The sequence below is a fragment of the Litorihabitans aurantiacus genome, from assembly GCF_030161595.1.
Lineage (GTDB): Bacteria > Actinomycetota > Actinomycetes > Actinomycetales > Beutenbergiaceae > Litorihabitans > Litorihabitans aurantiacus.
In genome coordinates, this window is sequence record NZ_BSUM01000001.1 from 1,026,845 (window position 1) to 1,042,563 (window position 15,719).

The following is a 15,719-nucleotide window of genomic DNA, read 5'->3' on the forward strand; positions in this document are numbered from 1 at the left end:
GCCCCCGCCGACCCCGAGGCGCGCCGCCTCGGCCGCCGTCGACCGCCGAAGGGCGCCCCGGCCGACAGGCTGCGGGGCGCGCGCTGGTGGCGCCAGCTCTCCTGGCGCTACCTCGTGGGCGTGCTGGCGTGCATCTACGCCGTCATCCCGATCCTGTACATCGTCTCGGCGGCGCTGAACCCGATCGGCTCGGTCGCCTCGACCGACCTCATCCCGCGCGTCATCAGCTTCGTCAACTTCGAGCAGCTGTGGAGCAACCCCTCGCGGCCCTTCTTCCGGTGGGCGCTCAACACGGTGGTCGTGGCGGCCGTGGTCGTGCTGGTGCAGCTCCTTTTCAGCTGCTTCGCCGCCTACGCGTTCTCGCGCTTCCGCTTCCGCGGCCGTCGCGCCGGGCTGCTCTCGCTCCTGCTGATCCTGATGTTCCCGCAGATCCTCGTCACGGTCGCGCTGTTCCAGATGTTCAGCGTGGTGGGTGAGGTGCTGCCGGCCTTCGGCCTCGACAGCCTCGCGGGCTACATCCTCATCATGCTCGGCGGCTCGCTCGGGCAGGTCTACCTGATCAAGGGCTTCTTCGACACGGTCCCGATCGAGCTGGACGAGGCCGCCAAGATCGACGGCGCCGGCCACTTCCAGGTGTTCGTGCGCATTCTGCTGCCGCTGCTGCAGTCCATCCTCGTGATCTCCGGGCTGCTGGTCTTCGTCGGGGTGATCGGAGAGTTCCTGCTGGCCTCGATCTTCCTGCGCTCCACGGACGTCAAGACCATCGCCGTCGGCATGCAGGGCGTGCTGGCGGCGGACCAGTCCAACAACCTGGGCTGGTTCGCGGCCGGCTCGGTGGTCATCGCCGTGCCGATCATCCTGCTGTTCCAGTACCTGCAGCGCTACATCATCGGCGGCATCACCTCGGGCGCCGTGAAGGGATGAGCCGCCCCGACCTGCGCGATCCCCACCACGACGGTTCCGCCCGCTTCGTCGATCCCGGTCCGTACCGGCTCGGCGGCACGGCGGGTCTGCGCGTGCTGGTGCCCGACCTCGCCGACGGCCGCGACGGCGCCGACCGCGTGGTCCTGCGCTCGTTGCGCGACGGCGAGCCCGCCCTCACCCCGGCACGCGCCGGTGGGCGCACCGCGGGCGGGCGCTGGTGGCACGTGGCGCTGCCGCTGACCAACCCCGTCACGAGCTACCGGTTCTTCCTCGGCGGTCCGGACGGCGCCTACCGCTGGCTCAACGCCGAGGGCGTGCACGCGCGCGACACCTCCGACGGTGCCGACTTCCTCCTGCGGGTCGACCACGCACCGCCGGACTGGGTGGCCGACGAGGTCGCCTACCAGATCTTCCCCGACCGGTTCGCGCGGTCCTCGCCGGACACCGCGCCGCCCGCGTGGGCGCGCGAGGCGGCGTGGGACGAGCCCGTCATCGGCAGCGGCCCCGGCGTCGAGCGCCAGTGGTACGGCGGCGATCTCGACGGCGTGGCCGCCCACCTCGACCACGTCGTCGCGCTCGGCGCGGGGGTGCTCTACCTGACGCCGATGTTCGAGGGCCGGTCCAACCACCGCTACGACGCCGTCACGTTCGACCGCATCGACCCCGCCCTGGGCGGGGACGACGCGCTGCTGCGTCTCATCGCCGCGGCCCACGCCCGCGGCCTGCGCGTGCTCGGCGACCTCACCACGAACCACACCGGTCGCGAGCACGAGTGGTTCCTCGCGGCCCAGGCGGAGGCCGACTCACCCGAGGCGGCCTTCTACTCCTTCACGGAGCACCCGCACGAGTACGTCTCCTGGCTCGACGTCCCCTCGCTGCCCAAGCTCGACCACACGAGCACCGAGCTGCGGCGGCGCCTGTACCGGGGCGCGGACTCCGTCGTCGGGCGCTGGACGGCCGCCGGCCTGGACGGCTGGCGCATCGACGTCGCGAACATGACCGGGCGGCTCGGCGCGGACGACCTCACCCACGAGGTCGCGCGCGAGATCCGCGCGACCATGCACGCCGTCGACCCCGACGCGTGGCTGCTGGCCGAGCACGGGCACGACGCCGGCGCCGACCTGAGCGGCGACGGCTGGGACGGGACCATGGACTACCAGGGCTTCACCCGCCCGCTGTGGACGTGGCTCAACGGGGGAGCGCCGGGCGCGGGCACGGGTGGGAGCGACGCCGTCGAGCACGGCCTGCACTTCCTCGGGCTGCCGGTCGACATCCCCGTGCTGCCCGCGCACGCGATCACGCGCACGATGCGCGAGGTGCACGCGGCCATGCCGTGGTCCGCCCTGGCGGCGTCCACGCTGCACCTCAGCTCGCACGACACGCCACGGTTCCGCACCGTGGCCGGCGGTGGCGTCAAGGGCGGGGTCGACCACGACGGCGCTGGTCGCGACCTGCACCTGCTGGCGCTCGCGCTGCAGATGACGATGCCCGGTGTGCCCTCGGTCTTCGCGGGCGACGAGATCGGGCTGACCGGGACGAACGGTGAGCACGCGCGCACACCGTTCCCCTGGGACCCGGCCGCGTGGGACGGCGCGACCTGGGAGGACTACCGGGCGTGGATCGCGCTGCGCCGCGAGCACGTGGCGCTGCGGCGCGGGGGCCTGCGGTGGGCGCACGTCGGGGTCGACTCGCTCACGTATCTGCGCGAGCACGCCGAGCAGCGGCTGCTGGTGCACGTCGCGCGCGCCGACGGCGAGGACGTCCGGCTGCCGCTGGAACTCCTCGGCGGGGCGGAGCCGACCGTGCTGCGCGGTGAGGCGCCCCGGGTGGCGGGCGACGCCGTCGTGCTCCCGGCCCGCCGCGGCGCGCTCGTGTGGGAGCTCGCCCTCGACGCGGGGTGGGGCGCCGCCGCCCCGCCCTGACCGGGCCGGCGGCGCCCGCCCGACTCAGTCGGGGCCGAAGGGCTTGCGCAGCGGCTCGGGGTGGGTGCGCCGTGCCCACAGCGTGGTGTCGCCCGGCAGGTAGAGCGCGCCGTCGGCGTGCGTGTCGAGGTCGGCGCTCGCGATGATCGGCTCGAGCCCCTCGGGCAGGCGGACCTGCCTCTCACCCGTGTTCGCGATCACGACCAGCTCGCCGTTGGACAGCCCGAGCACGTCGGCCAGGTCGAGGTCGATCCACGCGAGCCCGCCGGACCCGAGCGCGTAGTCGCGCCGGGTGCGCAGGGCGTGCCGGTAGAACTCGTAGGTCGAGGCGGGGTCGCCCTTCTGCGCGTCGAGCGCGAGGCGCCCGTACACCGCGGGCTGCGGCAGCCAGCTCTCGCCGGTGGGGGAGAAGCCGTACGCCGGCGCGGCGGACTCCCACGGCAGCGGGACGCGGCAGCCGTCGCGGCCGAGGCCGCCGCCGCGCGCGATGGTCGGGTCCTGCCGGACCGCCATCTCGAGCGTGGTCGCCTCGGGCAGCCCGAGCTCCTCGCCCTGGTAGAGGTAGGCGGAGCCGGGCAGCGCCAGCATCAGCAGGGTCGCGGCCCGGGCGCGGCGCAGGCCGAGCTCGGGGTCGCCCTGGTCGTCGTCGGGCCCGACCGGCGCGACGTTCCCCCGGCCGACCGCAGGCCGAAGCGCGTGGCGTGCCGCACGACGTCGTGGTTGGACAGGACCCACGTGGTCGGGGCGCCGACGGAGTCGTTGACCTGGATCGAGTGCTCGATGACGCTCCGGAGCTCGTCGGCGTGCCAGTGCGAGGCGAGGAAGGCGAAGTTGAACGCCTGCTGCATCTCGTCGGGGCGGACGTAGCGCGCGAGCTCGGGCAGCGGGGAGACCCACGCCTCGGCCACGAGCATGCGGTCGGCCCCGTACTCCTCGAGCACCGCGTGCCAGTCGCGGTAGATCTCGTGCACGCCGGGCTGGTTCCACATGGGGCCGACGTTGCCGAGGTCGACGTCGTCGCCTGCCTGCTCTCCCTCGTCGCCGTCGCCCGTCTCGGCCTCGGAGATCATCGAGGAGTGGCCGGCCCAGTCGGGCAGGCCCTCGGCCTTGACCATGCCGTGCGCGACGTCGACGCGGAACCCGTCCACGCCGCGGTCCAGCCAGAACCGCAGCACCGAGCGGAACTCGTCGCGGATCTCCGGGTTCTCCCAGTTCAGGTCCGGCTGCCGCGTGTCGAACAGGTGCAGGTACCACTGGCCGGGCGTGCCGTCGGCGTTCGTGGTGCGGGTCCAGGCGGGCCCACCGAACACGCTCTGCCAGTTGTTGGGCGGCTCCTGCCCGTCCTCGCCGCGGCCGTCGTGGAAGTGGTAGCGGGCACGCTCGGCGCTGCCGGGGGCCGACTCGAGCGCCGCGCGGAACCACGCGTGCGCGTCGGAGGTGTGGTTCGGCACGAGGTCGACGACGACGCGCAGGCCCAGCTGGTGGGCGCGCTCGATCAGCGCGTCCGCGTCCGCGAGGGTGCCGAAGATCGGGTCGACGTCGCGGTAGTCGGCGATGTCGTAGCCGTGGTCGGCCTGCGGCGAGGTGTAGAAGGGGAGAGCCACAGGGCGTCGACGCCGAGGCGCGCGAGGTGACCGAGCCGCGCGGTGATGCCGGGCAGGTCACCCAGGCCGTCGCCGTCGCTGTCCGCGAACGAGCGCGGGTAGATCTGGTAGATCACGGCGGTGTGCCACCACTGCAGACCCTCGGTCCGGGGGACCGAGACGGGGTGGGTGGTGCAGATGTCCTGGACGCTCGCACTCATCGCGCCATTCTGTCGGCGCGGTGGGGGTGGACCAAATCGCGTCACGAGGACTGCTCGAGCACCACCAGGTAGCTGGTCTGCGCGTCCTCGGGTGCGTAGGCGCTGAACCCGACGGTCGTCACGCCGTCGGCCGTGATGCCGAGGTCGTGGAGCTCCTCGTCGCACGGGAGCTCGTCGCCCCGGGTCTGCGCGGTGTCGCTCGTCCGCACCTCGACGACGAGGGTCACCACGCCGCCGCCGTAGCATGCGGCGCGGACCTCGGTCAGGGCGATGTCGGGAAGGTTCTCCTGCATGACCTGGTTCCCACGGAGGGCGGTGTCGTCCTCCGGCATCACGGACGTCCGGCCGCCACCGCCGAAGACCGGCGCGGTCCTCGTCACGTCCTGGAACCAGCGCTCGGCGGCGTCGAGGTCGACCGGCGGGTCCGGGCTGCACGCCGCCAGCGTGCCCGCGAGCAGGAGTGCCGCCGTCGTCCGTCGCCCCGTGACAGTCATGGATCGAGACTAGGGGAGGGGCGGCACCCGGCCGGTGCGGCCCCGCGCCACTAGGCTGGTGGGCGATGTCCTGGCAACCGCCCCTGATGATGCACGCCTCCGGCGTGAGCGACGTCGACCGCTGGTTGCCCGAGGCGTCCAAGAACGTGCGCCGCTCGCCGTACGAGCGCGACCGCGCGCGGCTGCTGCACTCCTCGGCGCTGCGCCGACTCGGTGCCAAGACGCAGGTGCTCGCGCCCAGCACGGACGACTTCGTGCGCACCCGGCTCACGCACTCCCTCGAGGTCGCCCAGGTCGGCCGCGAGCTGGCCAAGCAGCTGGGCTGCGACCCCGACGTCGTCGACACCGCCTGCCTCGCGCACGACCTGGGGCACCCGCCCTTCGGACACAACGGCGAGGCGGCGCTCGCGGAGGTCGCGGAGGACGCGGGCGGGTTCGAGGGCAATGCCCAGACCCTGCGCATCCTCACGCGCCTCGAGCCCAAGGTATTCCGCGAGGACGGCCGGTGCATCGGCCTGAACCTCACGCGGGCGAGCCTGGACGCGTCGGCCAAGTACCCGTGGCGGCGCGAGGACGCGCCGCGTCGGGTCGACGGCCGCCGCAGCCGCAAGTTCGGCGTGTACGACGACGACCTCGAGGTCTTCGCCTGGATGCGCGCGGGGGCGCCGGAGCGCACCACGTGCCTCGAGGCCCAGGTCATGGACCTGGCCGACGACGTCGCCTACTCGGTGCACGACGTCGAGGACGCGATCGTCGGCTGGCGCGTGGAGCCGCGCCGGCTGGCCGAACCGGCCGAGCAGGACCGCGTTGTCGCCCAGGTGCGCGCGTGGTACGACCCGACCGAGAGCGACGACGAGCTGGGCGCGGCCCTGCAGCGGCTGCTCGCCAGCCCGCTGTGGGTCGAGGCCTACGACGGCACGCGCGAGAGCCTCGCGCACGTCAAGGACATGGCCAGCCAGCTCATCGGCCGGTTCGTCGGGGCGAGCGTCGACGCGACGCGGGCGAGCCACGGGTCGGGCGACCTGGAGCGCTACACGGCGCGGCTCGAGGTGCCGCCCACCACGCGCGCCGAGATCGCCGTGCTCAAGGGCATCGCCGCGCTCTACGTCATGGCGCCGCGCGAGCACGAGCCCGTCTACCGCTACCAGCGGCAGATCGTCTCCGAGCTCGTCGAGGTGCTGGTGGAGCGGCCCGAGCTGACGCTCGAACCGTCGTTCCTCGCCGACCACCGCCAGGCGGACGACGACGCCGCGCGGCTGCGCGTCGTGATCGACCAGGTCGCGTCGCTGACCGACCTGTCGGCGATGGCGTGGCACGGGCGGCTGGTGCAGCAGGCCTGACGGCGGGCGCGACCCGGGCGGTTCGGCGGCGTCGTCGCCCTCGCTCACAGCGGCTGGGGCCTCGCGCACAGCGGCTGGCCGCGGGATCGCCAGGGAGATCCGAGCGTCGCCGCTGGTCAGAGCATTGCGCTCGACGGCGCGCACCCCACCAGCCGCTGTGGGCGAGACGCAGCCGCTCCCAGCGAGGACGGTCGGGCGGTGACGGCGCCCGCCAGGGCCCGCTCGCCCCGGCCCTGACGGCAGGCGCGACCCGGGCGTAGCGTGGATCACATGACCGCGATCCGCATCGGAGTCCAGCTCCAGCCGCAGCACGCCACCTACGCCCAGCTCCGCGAGGCCGTCCTGCGCTCGGAGGAGGCCGGCGTCGACGTCATCTTCAACTGGGACCACTTCTTCCCGCTCAGCGGTGAGCCCGACGGCCTGCACTACGAGTGCTGGACCATGCTCGGCGCCTGGGCCGAGCAGACCGAGCGCGCGGAGATCGGCGCCCTCGTGAGCTGCAACAGCTACCGCAACCCCGAGCTGCTGGCCGACATGGCCCGCACGGTCGACCACATCTCGAACGGCCGGCTCATCCTCGGCATCGGGGCCGGCTGGTTCGAGCGCGACTACGACGAGTACGGCTACGAGTTCGGCACGGCCGGCAGCCGGATCGCCGACCTCGGCCGGGCGCTCCCGCGCATCAAGGAGCGCTGGTCGAAGCTCAACCCCGCGCCCGTGCGCGAGATCCCGATCATGATCGGCGGCTCCGGCCCGCGCAAGACGCTGCGCCTGGTCGCCGAGCACGCCGACGTGTGGCACTCCTTCGGCGACGCCGACGCGCTGCGCGAGCGCTCGGCGCTCCTGACCGAGCACGCCGCCGCCGTCGGGCGCGACGACGCGGCGGTCGAGCGGTCGGTCGGGGTCGGCAAGGAGCCCGAGGAGATCGGCGAGGAGCTGCTGGCGGCAGGCGCCACCTTCTTCACGGTCAGCACCGGCGGGCCGGAGTACGACCTGGAGCTGACGAAGCGGTGGATCGCGTGGCGCGACGACCGCAATGCCCGCGATCCCCAGGAGGGGTGACACGGGGCGGTCCCGCGCCCGCCCGGACCTAGACTCGGGGGCATGGCCCTCCTCCACCGTGACTCGATCGCGGCGGTGCGGGAGACGGCCAAGATCGAGGAGGTCGTCGGCGAGCACGTGGCGCTGAAGAGCGCCGGGGTCGGCTCGATGAAGGGCCTGTGCCCGTTCCACGACGAGCGCACCCCCTCCTTCCACGTTCGCCCGCCCGTCCAGCTGTGGCACTGCTTCGGCTGCGGCGAGGGCGGCGACGTCATCTCCTTCGTCCAGAAGATCGACCACCTCCCGTTCGCCGAGGCCGTCGAGCGGCTCGCGGGCCGCTACAACGTCACGCTGCGCTACGAGGAGGACGCGACCGGTGCCCCCTCGCGGCCGCGCGAGGAGCCCGGGAAGCGCCAGCGGCTGGTCGAGGCGCACCGGGTCGCGGCCGAGTTCTTCGCGCAGCAGCTGACCTCGCCGGAGGCGGGCGCCGCGCGCGCGTTCCTGGCCGAGCGCGGTTTCGACCGCGCGGCGGCGGCGCACTTCGGTGTCGGATACGCCCCGAAGGGGTGGGACTCGCTGCTGCGCCACCTCCAGGGCCGCGCGTTCACGCAGGCCGAGCTCTCGGCCGCCGGACTCGTCTCGCAGGGCAACCGCGGCCACTACGACCGCTTCCGTGGCCGCCTGATGTGGCCGATCCGCGACCTCACGGGCGACGTCATCGGCTTCGGCGCCCGCCGGCTGTACGACGACGACCCCGGCCCCAAGTACCTCAACACCCCCGAGACGCCGATCTACCACAAGGCGCAGGTGCTGTACGGGATCGACCTTGCGAAGAAGGCGATCTCGCAGGGACGCCAGGTGGTGGTCGTCGAGGGCTACACCGACGTCATGGCCTGTCATCTCGCGGGCATCACGACGGCGGTCGCCACCTGTGGCACATCGTTCGGCACCGACCACACGCGCATCATCCGGCGGCTGCTGGGCGACTCGCAGACCGGCGCGACGGGCGTCCTGCTGTCCTCGGGACGCGCCGTCGGCGGCGAGGTCATCTTCACGTTCGACGGCGACGCCGCCGGTCAGAAGGCCGCGATGCGTGCTTTTGACGAGGATCAGCAGTTCGCCGCCCAGACGTTCGTCTCGGTCTCGAGCGACGGCCTGGACCCGTGCGAGGTGCGCGTCCAGCAGGGCGACGGCGCCGTGCGCAAGCTCATCTCCGACCGCGAGCCGCTCTTCGAGTTCGCCATCCGCACGGCGCTGTCGGACGTCGACATGGCGACGGCGGAGGGTCGGGTCGCGGGGCTGCGCGTCGCCGCGCCCGTGGTCGCCACCATTCGCGACGTCGCGCTGCGGGCCGAGTACGCGCGGCAGCTCGCGGGGTGGGTCCAGATGGAACCGGCCGACGTGCGCCGCGCCGTCACGGACGCGTCGCGGCGTCGACCGCCGTCGCGCCCGGGGGACTCGGGCGGTCAGCAGCGCGGGGGACCGGGCGGTGGGCGTGACGGCCGGGATCCCCGCCAGGGCGGGGGAGCGGAGGCGCCGGTGCCGCGCGCCCCGGTCCTCACCGACCCCGTGGCGCGTCTCGAGCGCCAGGTGCTCGAGGTCGCGCTGCAGTTCCCCGCCTTCGCCGCCCCCGCCGGGTTCGACGCGCTCGATGCGCAGACGTTCCAGGTGCCGAGCCACCGCGCGGTGCACGACGCCCTGCGCGCCGCGGGCGGCGTCGCCGCGCCGGCGCGGACGACGGTCGAGCTCGGCGGGACCGCCGACGCTCACCGCGCCGCCTCGGCGCGCTGGGTCACCGAGGTGCTCGAGGGCGCGACGGCGACGCTCGCCCCGCTCGTTCGTGAGATGACCGTGGCGCCGATCCCGGCCGTCGCCGGTGAGATGGAGGGGTACACCCTCGGTGTGGTGACGGCGCTGCGACGGCTGGGTCTCACGCGGCGGATCGGGGATCTCAAGTCCCACGCGCTCGCGCTGGACCCGGGCGACCCGGACTCGGGCGCGGCGTGGGCACAGGTCTACGCGCTCGAGGACGAGCGGCGCCGGCTCAGCGACACCTGACCGCTCCCGCGTAGGGGTGCGCTCAAGATGACGCGGCCGTGGCGCGATCTTGCAACGATCCGCCGGAGGCTCGTGCAAGGATCGCGTCAGGATTCATCAGTAGTGACATATCAGCGGCTGTGACCGTTTACAGTGGTTCCCGAAGGTCCCCTCGACGTCGCGGCTCTGCCCCCTGCGCCGCGACGACGAGGGGGCTTTCTCGTTCCCGGGCGCGGCCGGCCACCGCCGGCTGGTGGCCGGTGCGCGGACGGTCAGGACGCCGGCTCGCTGAGCCCGCCCGCGCCCGCGACGAGGTCGCCGCACGAGACCTCCTGCGCCGTCGTCACCACCGGCTCGTCCTGGCCGGCGCCCGAGGCGACGACCTCGCTCGTGCCGTTCGAGGCGAGCCGGCCGCTGTCGTCCAGGTCGATGAGCGTGCGCGTCACCGTCCAGCCGTCGCCCTCCTGGGAGGCGAGCAGGCCGGCGAGCCGGTTCTCGCCGTCGACGTCGGAGCAGCCCACGCCCGTGCCCTGACCGGTGAAGCCGCGGTCGAAGACGTAGGGGGCGCCGGAGGAGTCCGTCGTCGCCGTGACGGCGCAGTCCACGAAGGTCAGCAGCCGCGCCTCGCGGCCGAGGTCGACGAGCGCGACCGTGACGTCGGAGCCGTCGACCGCGGACACGGTCCCGACGACGGCCGAGGCCGCGATCGGGCTGGCGGAGTCGATCGGGAGCGAGGACGTCGCCCCGGACGCGGTGGTGATGCCGAAGGTCCGGTCGGCGCCGCCGGTGAGCCAGGCGGTGTCGGCGGCGCCGTCGCCGTCCACGTCCACGACCTGCGTGGTCGCGGCCCCGGGCGGGGTGCCCGCCTCGGTGGCCGGGCACCCGGAGGCCGACGGCGAGGAGGTGGGTGCGGTGGTGGACGACGTCGGCGACGGCGCGCTCGAGGAGCTGCTCGAGGACGGGTCGGTGCTGGGTGCGGGCGAGCTCGCCGTCGTCGAGGAGGTCTCCGACGGCGCGGGGGACGGCGCGTCGCCGCCCGGGCTGCAGCCGGCCACGAGGAGCACCGCGGCGGTGAGGCCGACGAGGGTGCGGGGGAGGTGAGCGGTGTGGCGTGTCGATGTGCTCATCCCTCCGGTCTAGCACTGCTCGGCCGGCGGCGACAGGGGTGGTCGGTGCGCTCGCCGTCGGTCGGGCCGGGGCGCGCCGAGACCCGCGCGCCCGCCGACGCCCGCGCGCCCGCCAAGGATCGGTGATCGGCGCGATCCGCTCAAGCCTGGTCGTGGAGCGTGACGTGGTAGCCGTCGGGATCGGCGAACGTGAACGTGCGGCCGAACGGGCCGTCGATCGGGTCGGCGACGATCGGGTGCCCGTCGGCGCGGAGGCGGTCGTGGATCGCCTGCACCTCGGTCGCGTGCAGCCACAGGGCGACGCCGAGCCCGGGACGGTCGACCACCGTCAGGTCGGTCCCGGGGACGACGTCGCGCAGCGCGAACGCCACCGGCTGGGTGGTGAAGACGACGGCGTGGGGCGGTCCGGCGGGTGAGCGCACCAGGCCCAGGTAGGTCTCGTAGAACGCCTGGGACGCGTCCAGGTCGCTGACCTGGAGGGAGATGAAGTCGGGTCCGGTGACGGGCATGGTGTCCTCCTCGTTGACGTGTCAGTTTTCTGACGACCAGGACGATATGTCAGACTGCTGACATGGGTCAACGCGAGCAGGGTGTCGATCTCGACACGTCCCTGGGCTATCTCCTCAAGCAGGCCGCGAGCGCGCTGCGCGCGGCGATGGAGGATGAGCTCCGACCGCTCGGCATGACGGTGACGCACTACGCGTGCCTGGAGCTGCTCGCGCAGCGTCCGGGCCTGTCCGGATCCGAGCTCGCGCGCGGCGTCTTCGTCACGCGGCAGTCGATGCACGTGCTGCTGCAGGCGCTCGAGCGCGACGGCGCCGTCACGCGGCCCGCCGCCGCGGCCGCCGGCCGGGCGCTTCCCGCCGAGCTCACGCCGCGGGGTCGCCGGGCTCTCGCCGGCGCGACGGCGGGGGTGCGGTCCGTCGAGGAGCGCATGCTCGCGGGCCTCGACGACGGCGATAGGGACGCCGCACGGCGGCTGCTGCGCCACATGGTCGCGGCGCTGGGGGAGGGAGGGGCGCCTCTGCCGACCCCTCCGGTGGTGCCCCCTCTGGGGCTTGAACCCAGGACCGACGGATTATGAGTCCGCTGCTCTGACCGGCTGAGCTAAGGGGGCCGCGCCGGCGAACCGGCGAGCACGATCCTACGGGCGAGCGGGTGGGCACCTGCGCGGCGCAGGTGCCCACCCGCCGTCGTCATCCGCCTGGTGCGACGGTCACACCGCGGTCACCCGGCGCTCCCGCCGGCACCCACGCCGAGGTCGAGCCGGTCGAACCGGTACAGGAACGCGGCCATCGCGTCGCGCGCGATCGGGTTCAGCGGCTGGTAGATCGCCGTGCCGTCGTTGCCCTGCCAGCCGGTGGACACACCCGTGGCGGCGAGCCAGCCGATCTCGGTGGCGAACTGGTCGCCGGGGGCGACGTCCGTGAACGGCGTCGTGCCCGGCGCCTCGACGTCGGGCGAGTCCGCCAGGCGGTAGAGGAAGGCCGCCATGGCGTCGCGCGCGATCGGGTCGAGCGGCCGGAACTCGAAGGCCCCCTCGCCGACCTCCCACCCGGTGGAGATGCCCGACTCCGCCAGCCACGCGATCTCCGTGTAGAACTGGTCGCCCACGGCCACGTCGGTGAACGGCGAGACCTCCGGCGCCTCGTAGCCCACGGGGGCGACGTAGCGGTAGAGGAACGCGGCCATGGCGTCGCGGGCGATCGGCAGCAGCGGTCGGAACGTCGCGGTCCCGTCGGCCTCCGCCCAGCCGGTGGAGATGCCGCGGTCGGCGAGCCAGGAGATCTCGCGGAAGAACTGGTTGCTGCGGTCGACGTCGGTGAAGTCCGGGTCGTAGGCCAGCGGCGGCGCGAACGTCGTGTGCTGCTGCGCGTCCGCCTCCTGCTCCAGCGCGTAGCCCATCCCGAGCACCGCGGCGTCGTCCCACGCGCGCCCCACCAGCTGCAGCGACGTCGTGTACCCGTGCGGGTTCAGGCCCACCGGCACGACGACGGTCGGCAGCCCCACGTTCGAGGTCAGCACGCCGCTGGCGCGGTCGGAGGTCAGCTGGCTGGCCGCGGCGTCGTTGTTGTACATGTCGCTGAGGAAGCCGGGGTAGGCCACGACGTCGACGCCCGCGGCGTCCATCCAGGCCGCGATCTCCGCCTTGTAGCGCTTGCGGTAGTCGTCCCACGCCTGCACCTGCTCGGGGGTGAGCCGCGGCGTCGTGCCGAGCGATCGCCGGTTGTAGGGGAGCACCTTGTCGGAGGCGAGGATCGCGTTGCCGTCGACGAACGGGAAGTTGTCGTGCAGCTCGATGTAGCGGGCCCAGCCCTCCATGCCGCGGCTGCCGCCCGGAGCACCGGGCACGACCGGCGGCGCCGGCATCTCCTGCAGCGTCGCCCCGGCGGCCACGAGCTCGTCGAGCCGCTCGCGCGTGGACTCGCCCGTGCCGTCGTCGGCATAGCTCGAGACGAACGAGGCCGGGATGAAGCCCACGACCTTGCCCTCGAGCGCCGCGGCGTCGAGCGAGTCGGTCCAGTCGGCGGGGCGGCGCGCGTCCGCCTCGACCGTGAGCGGGTCACCGGCGTCGGTCCCGGTGGTGGCGTTCAGCAGATAGGCGAGGTCGGTCGTGGTGCGCGCGATCGGGCCCGCGTAGTCCTGGTACCAGGTCAGCGGGATGACGCCGTGGCCGCTGGCCATGCCGTCGGTGCCGCGGAACGTCGTGAGCGAGGCGCCCGTCGTCGGTGCGTAGAGCGAGACACCGGTCTGCGTGCCCATCGCGGCGCTCGCCATGCTGGCGGCGACGGCGACGGCGGAGCCGCCCGAGGAGCCGTACGACGTCTTCGAGGGGTAGAGCGCGTTCCACGTCTGCATCCAGCCAGACTCGCTCTGCCCGCCGGAGTTGGCGAACTCCGAGAGGTTGGCCTTGCCGATCAGCACGGCACCGGCCTCGCGCAGCCGCGCGACCTGGAAGGCGTCCTGCGCCGGCTGGAAGCCCTCCAGCGCACGCGTGCCGCCCGTCGTCGGCATGTCGGAGGTGTCGAACAGGTCCTTCAGCGCGATCGGGATGCCGAGGAGCTCACCCGACCCTCCCGCGGCCCGCTCGGCGTCCGCGGCGCGCGCCTGGTCGAGCGCGTCGCCCGCGACATGGAGGTAGGCGTGGAAGCCCTGAGGGCCGCCGTCGTACACCGCGATCCGGTCGAGGTAGGCCTGCGTGATCTCCTCCGAGGTCACCACGCCGGCCACCATGTCGGCCTGCAGGTCCTCGATCGTGCGTCCGACGACGTCGTAGGCCACCGAGGTCACGGCGGCCGGGGTCTGCGGTGCGGCGGGCATCGGGATCGGGCCGGCGGCGTCGCACGCGGCGGCGTCGTAGCCCGGCAGCGCCGTCACGTCCCAGTTGGCCACCGAGCACACCTGCGCGAGCGGCAGGCCCCCGAGGTCGGGGGCGGCGGCGATCGCGGCGAGCCGCTGCTCGGCCTGCGCGAGCCGGTCGGCGCCCGGCACACCCACGTGCACGAAGCGGGCCAGCGACGCCGAGGCGCCCGGCTCGAGCGTCAGCTCGTCGATGAACCCGTAGAACGAGGCCTCGTGGCCCGACGTGGACAGCGGGGTGGTGAACGGGTCGCGCTGCTGATTACCGGTGCCGCTGAGGCTCCCGGGGGCGCCGAGCGCGACGCCGACGGGGCGCGAGTTCTCCACGCTCGTGCTCATCACGGCCCAGGAGTCGGCGGCGTCCACCGTGGTGTCGCCGGACGACGTCGCCCGCACGAGGCTCTGGTTCGTCCCCGTGCCGTAGCCGAGCGACCCGCCGAAGGACACGTTGACCGTCAGCTCGCGGTCGGTCGTGTTGGTGAAGGAGTCCACGAAGCGGGCGGTCGCGCCGGCGGCGTCGAGGTCGACGTCGCGCGTGGCCAGGACGCCCCCGAGGTCGAGGGCCTGCGTGGTGTCGAACGAACCCTCGGCGGTCTGGGTGAGGCCGTAGCCGCGGGCCATCTCGCCGTTCAGGCGCGGCTCGTCGGCCGCGTCGAGCCCGTCGACGCGCACGAGGATGCTGCCGAAGCCCTGGATCGGCGAGCCGGTGGCGACGCGGATGCTGCCGGTGTCGAGCGACGGCGGCGCGGCGTCGTGGATCTGCCACACGACACCGCGCTCGTCGGTGACGTAGGTGAGGGCGCCCGCGGGGGTCGCCGCGACGGCGGCGCCGGTGGTGGCGACGGCGATGGCGGCGAGGACGGCGAGCGGACGACGGCGGTGCGTGATCCAGGAGGCGGCAGGTTCCTGACGCGGGGGTGGGGATGAGAGCGGCATGGCCCACTTTCGGTTCTGGTGTCGGTGCCCCCGGCGGTCTCATCCGACCGTGCGCGCGTTTCGCGGGCGTATCGGATCGGGAGCGGTCGGGTTTCATCTGTGACCGTTCACAGCAACGGTGCTTCGCGGCTGTGGCGCGGGCGGGGCTACGGTCGAGGGATGGCCCTGCTCCCTCGTCGCCCGCGCCGTGCTCCCCGTCCGCCCGCCGACGTCGTGCGGGCGGCGGCGGTGCAGCCGATCGCAGCGGCGCCCGTGGTCGGCGGGGGCTGGCTCGTGCTGGGCGCGCGGGAGTGGGTCGTGGTCGCGGAGGAGGGGGACGACGGCGACGGCGCTGCGCCCGCCGGCTGGTCCGCCGTCGAGCGGCGCCCGTGGCACGAGGTGGACAGCGCGTCCTGGGACGCCGACACCTCCTCGGTGCACGTGCGCTGGATCGACGGGACGACGCGGCGCGTGGCGCTCGCGGACGACCACCCGGGGCTCCCGCAGGTTGTGCGCGAGCGCGTCGAGGCCTCGATCGCGCACCAGGTGGTTCGCGACCTCCCCGGGGGCGTCCAGGTGCGTGCGGTGATCCGGCGCGACGGCGAGGGCGCGCTCACGAGCCAGGTCAGCGTCGTCGGGACGGACGTCGCGTCGCCCGAGGTGCTGCGCGCGGCGGACGAGGCCGAGGCGCAGGCGCGCGCCGCCGTCGGGCTGGACTGACGGCGTGACGCCCTCGAACGACCGCTGCGCAGGGC

General features: G+C 73.8%; 13 protein-coding genes, 1 tRNA gene and 1 pseudogene. 8 read left to right on the forward strand and 7 right to left on the reverse strand.

The genetic code is table 11. The features are described 5' to 3' along the window. Positions 1 to 120: 120 nt before the first annotated feature. Positions 121 to 924, forward strand: coding sequence for a sugar ABC transporter permease (locus QQK22_RS04770; protein WP_284249805.1), 804 nt, complete (start codon positions 121 to 123; stop codon positions 922 to 924). Next, positions 921 to 2,846 carry a glycoside hydrolase family 13 protein gene (locus QQK22_RS04775; protein ID WP_284249808.1) on the forward strand — a complete coding sequence of 642 codons (1,926 nt, stop codon included), beginning with the start codon at positions 921 to 923 and terminating at the stop codon, positions 2,844 to 2,846. The genes QQK22_RS04770 and QQK22_RS04775 overlap by 4 nt, the downstream gene beginning before the upstream one ends. Positions 2,847 to 2,870: 24 nt before the next feature. Here the strand turns inward: QQK22_RS04775 and QQK22_RS19180 are convergent, their stop codons facing one another. From QQK22_RS19180 to QQK22_RS04785, 3 genes and pseudogenes are all read right to left on the reverse strand, one after another. Continuing rightward, positions 2,871 to 3,434, reverse strand: coding sequence for an alpha-amylase family glycosyl hydrolase (locus tag QQK22_RS19180; protein ID WP_431310126.1), 564 nt, complete (start codon positions 3,432 to 3,434; stop codon positions 2,871 to 2,873). Continuing rightward, positions 3,434 to 4,650, reverse strand: a pseudogene (locus QQK22_RS19185) (alpha-amylase family glycosyl hydrolase). Before QQK22_RS19185 ends, QQK22_RS19180 begins: the two are co-directional and overlap by 1 nt. Before the next feature lie 41 nt (positions 4,651 to 4,691). Next, entirely contained in the window at positions 4,692 to 5,144 is a 453-nt protein-coding gene (locus QQK22_RS04785) for a hypothetical protein (protein ID WP_284249810.1), read from the reverse strand. A gap of 65 nt (positions 5,145 to 5,209) precedes the next feature. Here QQK22_RS04785 and QQK22_RS04790 point away from each other — a divergent pair, with 65 nt between their 5' ends. The 3 genes from QQK22_RS04790 (at position 5,210) to dnaG (ending at position 9,583) form a co-directional block, all read left to right on the forward strand. Continuing rightward, positions 5,210 to 6,484 (forward strand): deoxyguanosinetriphosphate triphosphohydrolase, encoded by a 1,275-nt coding sequence (locus QQK22_RS04790; protein ID WP_284249812.1) that lies wholly within the window; start codon positions 5,210 to 5,212, stop codon positions 6,482 to 6,484. Positions 6,485 to 6,754: 270 nt separating this feature from the next. Further along, entirely contained in the window at positions 6,755 to 7,546 is a 792-nt protein-coding gene (locus tag QQK22_RS04795; protein ID WP_284249814.1) for an LLM class F420-dependent oxidoreductase, read from the forward strand. A 42-nt stretch (positions 7,547 to 7,588) separates the two neighbouring features. Then, positions 7,589 to 9,583: a DNA primase gene (gene dnaG / locus QQK22_RS04800; RefSeq protein ID WP_284249816.1), complete on the forward strand. Its 1,995-nt coding sequence runs from the start codon at positions 7,589 to 7,591 to the stop codon at positions 9,581 to 9,583. Positions 9,584 to 9,834: 251 nt separating this feature from the next. On the opposite strand, the gene QQK22_RS04805 is transcribed toward dnaG, so the two are convergent. After that, positions 9,835 to 10,392 carry a hypothetical protein gene (locus QQK22_RS04805; protein WP_284249818.1) on the reverse strand — a complete coding sequence of 186 codons (558 nt, stop codon included), beginning with the start codon at positions 10,390 to 10,392 and terminating at the stop codon, positions 9,835 to 9,837. A 7-nt stretch (positions 10,393 to 10,399) separates the two neighbouring features. Between QQK22_RS04805 and QQK22_RS04810 the strand changes: the two genes are divergently transcribed. Continuing rightward, positions 10,400 to 10,663: a hypothetical protein gene (locus QQK22_RS04810; RefSeq protein WP_284249820.1), complete on the forward strand. Its 264-nt coding sequence runs from the start codon at positions 10,400 to 10,402 to the stop codon at positions 10,661 to 10,663. Positions 10,664 to 10,829: 166 nt separating this feature from the next. Here QQK22_RS04810 and QQK22_RS04815 read toward each other — a convergent pair whose 3' ends face one another. Beyond that, positions 10,830 to 11,198, reverse strand: a complete 369-nt coding sequence (locus tag QQK22_RS04815; RefSeq protein WP_284249822.1) for a VOC family protein — start codon at positions 11,196 to 11,198, stop codon at positions 10,830 to 10,832. Positions 11,199 to 11,260: 62 nt separating this feature from the next. On the opposite strand from QQK22_RS04815, the gene QQK22_RS04820 reads away from it, so the two are divergent. Beyond that, on the forward strand, positions 11,261 to 11,773 hold the full coding sequence (locus tag QQK22_RS04820) for a MarR family winged helix-turn-helix transcriptional regulator (protein ID WP_284252546.1): 513 nt from the start codon (positions 11,261 to 11,263) through the stop codon (positions 11,771 to 11,773). Here QQK22_RS04820 and QQK22_RS04825 read toward each other — a convergent pair. Together QQK22_RS04825 and QQK22_RS04830 are read right to left on the reverse strand one after the other, a co-directional pair. After that, a tRNA-Ile gene (locus QQK22_RS04825) sits at positions 11,730 to 11,806 on the reverse strand. The two genes, QQK22_RS04820 and QQK22_RS04825, sit on opposite strands and share 44 nt — an antisense overlap. A gap of 110 nt (positions 11,807 to 11,916) precedes the next feature. Next, entirely contained in the window at positions 11,917 to 14,985 is a 3,069-nt protein-coding gene (locus QQK22_RS04830) for an amidase family protein (RefSeq protein ID WP_284249823.1), read from the reverse strand. A gap of 159 nt (positions 14,986 to 15,144) precedes the next feature. Here QQK22_RS04830 and QQK22_RS04835 point away from each other — a divergent pair, with 159 nt between their 5' ends. Next, the gene (locus QQK22_RS04835; protein WP_284249825.1) at positions 15,145 to 15,684 is read left to right on the forward strand and encodes a hypothetical protein; all 540 of its coding nucleotides are present in this window, start codon (positions 15,145 to 15,147) and stop codon (positions 15,682 to 15,684) included. Positions 15,685 to 15,719: the final 35 nt, after the last annotated feature.

Excerpts from the sequence above, each read along its gene's own strand:
- QQK22_RS04775 (WP_284249808.1), top strand. The coding sequence starts at position 921 with ATGAGCCGCCCCGACCTGCGCGATCCCCACCACGACGGTTCCGCCCGC.
- QQK22_RS19180 (WP_431310126.1), bottom strand. The coding sequence starts at position 3,434 with ATGCTGGCGCTGCCCGGCTCCGCCTACCTCTACCAGGGCGAGGAGCTC.
- QQK22_RS04785 (WP_284249810.1), bottom strand. The coding sequence starts at position 5,144 with ATGACTGTCACGGGGCGACGGACGACGGCGGCACTCCTGCTCGCGGGC.
- QQK22_RS04790 (WP_284249812.1), top strand. The coding sequence starts at position 5,210 with ATGTCCTGGCAACCGCCCCTGATGATGCACGCCTCCGGCGTGAGCGAC.
- QQK22_RS04795 (WP_284249814.1), top strand. The coding sequence starts at position 6,755 with ATGACCGCGATCCGCATCGGAGTCCAGCTCCAGCCGCAGCACGCCACC.
- dnaG (WP_284249816.1), top strand. The coding sequence starts at position 7,589 with ATGGCCCTCCTCCACCGTGACTCGATCGCGGCGGTGCGGGAGACGGCC.
- QQK22_RS04815 (WP_284249822.1), bottom strand. The coding sequence starts at position 11,198 with ATGCCCGTCACCGGACCCGACTTCATCTCCCTCCAGGTCAGCGACCTG.
- QQK22_RS04820 (WP_284252546.1), top strand. The coding sequence starts at position 11,261 with ATGGGTCAACGCGAGCAGGGTGTCGATCTCGACACGTCCCTGGGCTAT.
- QQK22_RS04830 (WP_284249823.1), bottom strand. The coding sequence starts at position 14,985 with ATGCCGCTCTCATCCCCACCCCCGCGTCAGGAACCTGCCGCCTCCTGG.
- QQK22_RS04835 (WP_284249825.1), top strand. The coding sequence starts at position 15,145 with ATGGCCCTGCTCCCTCGTCGCCCGCGCCGTGCTCCCCGTCCGCCCGCC.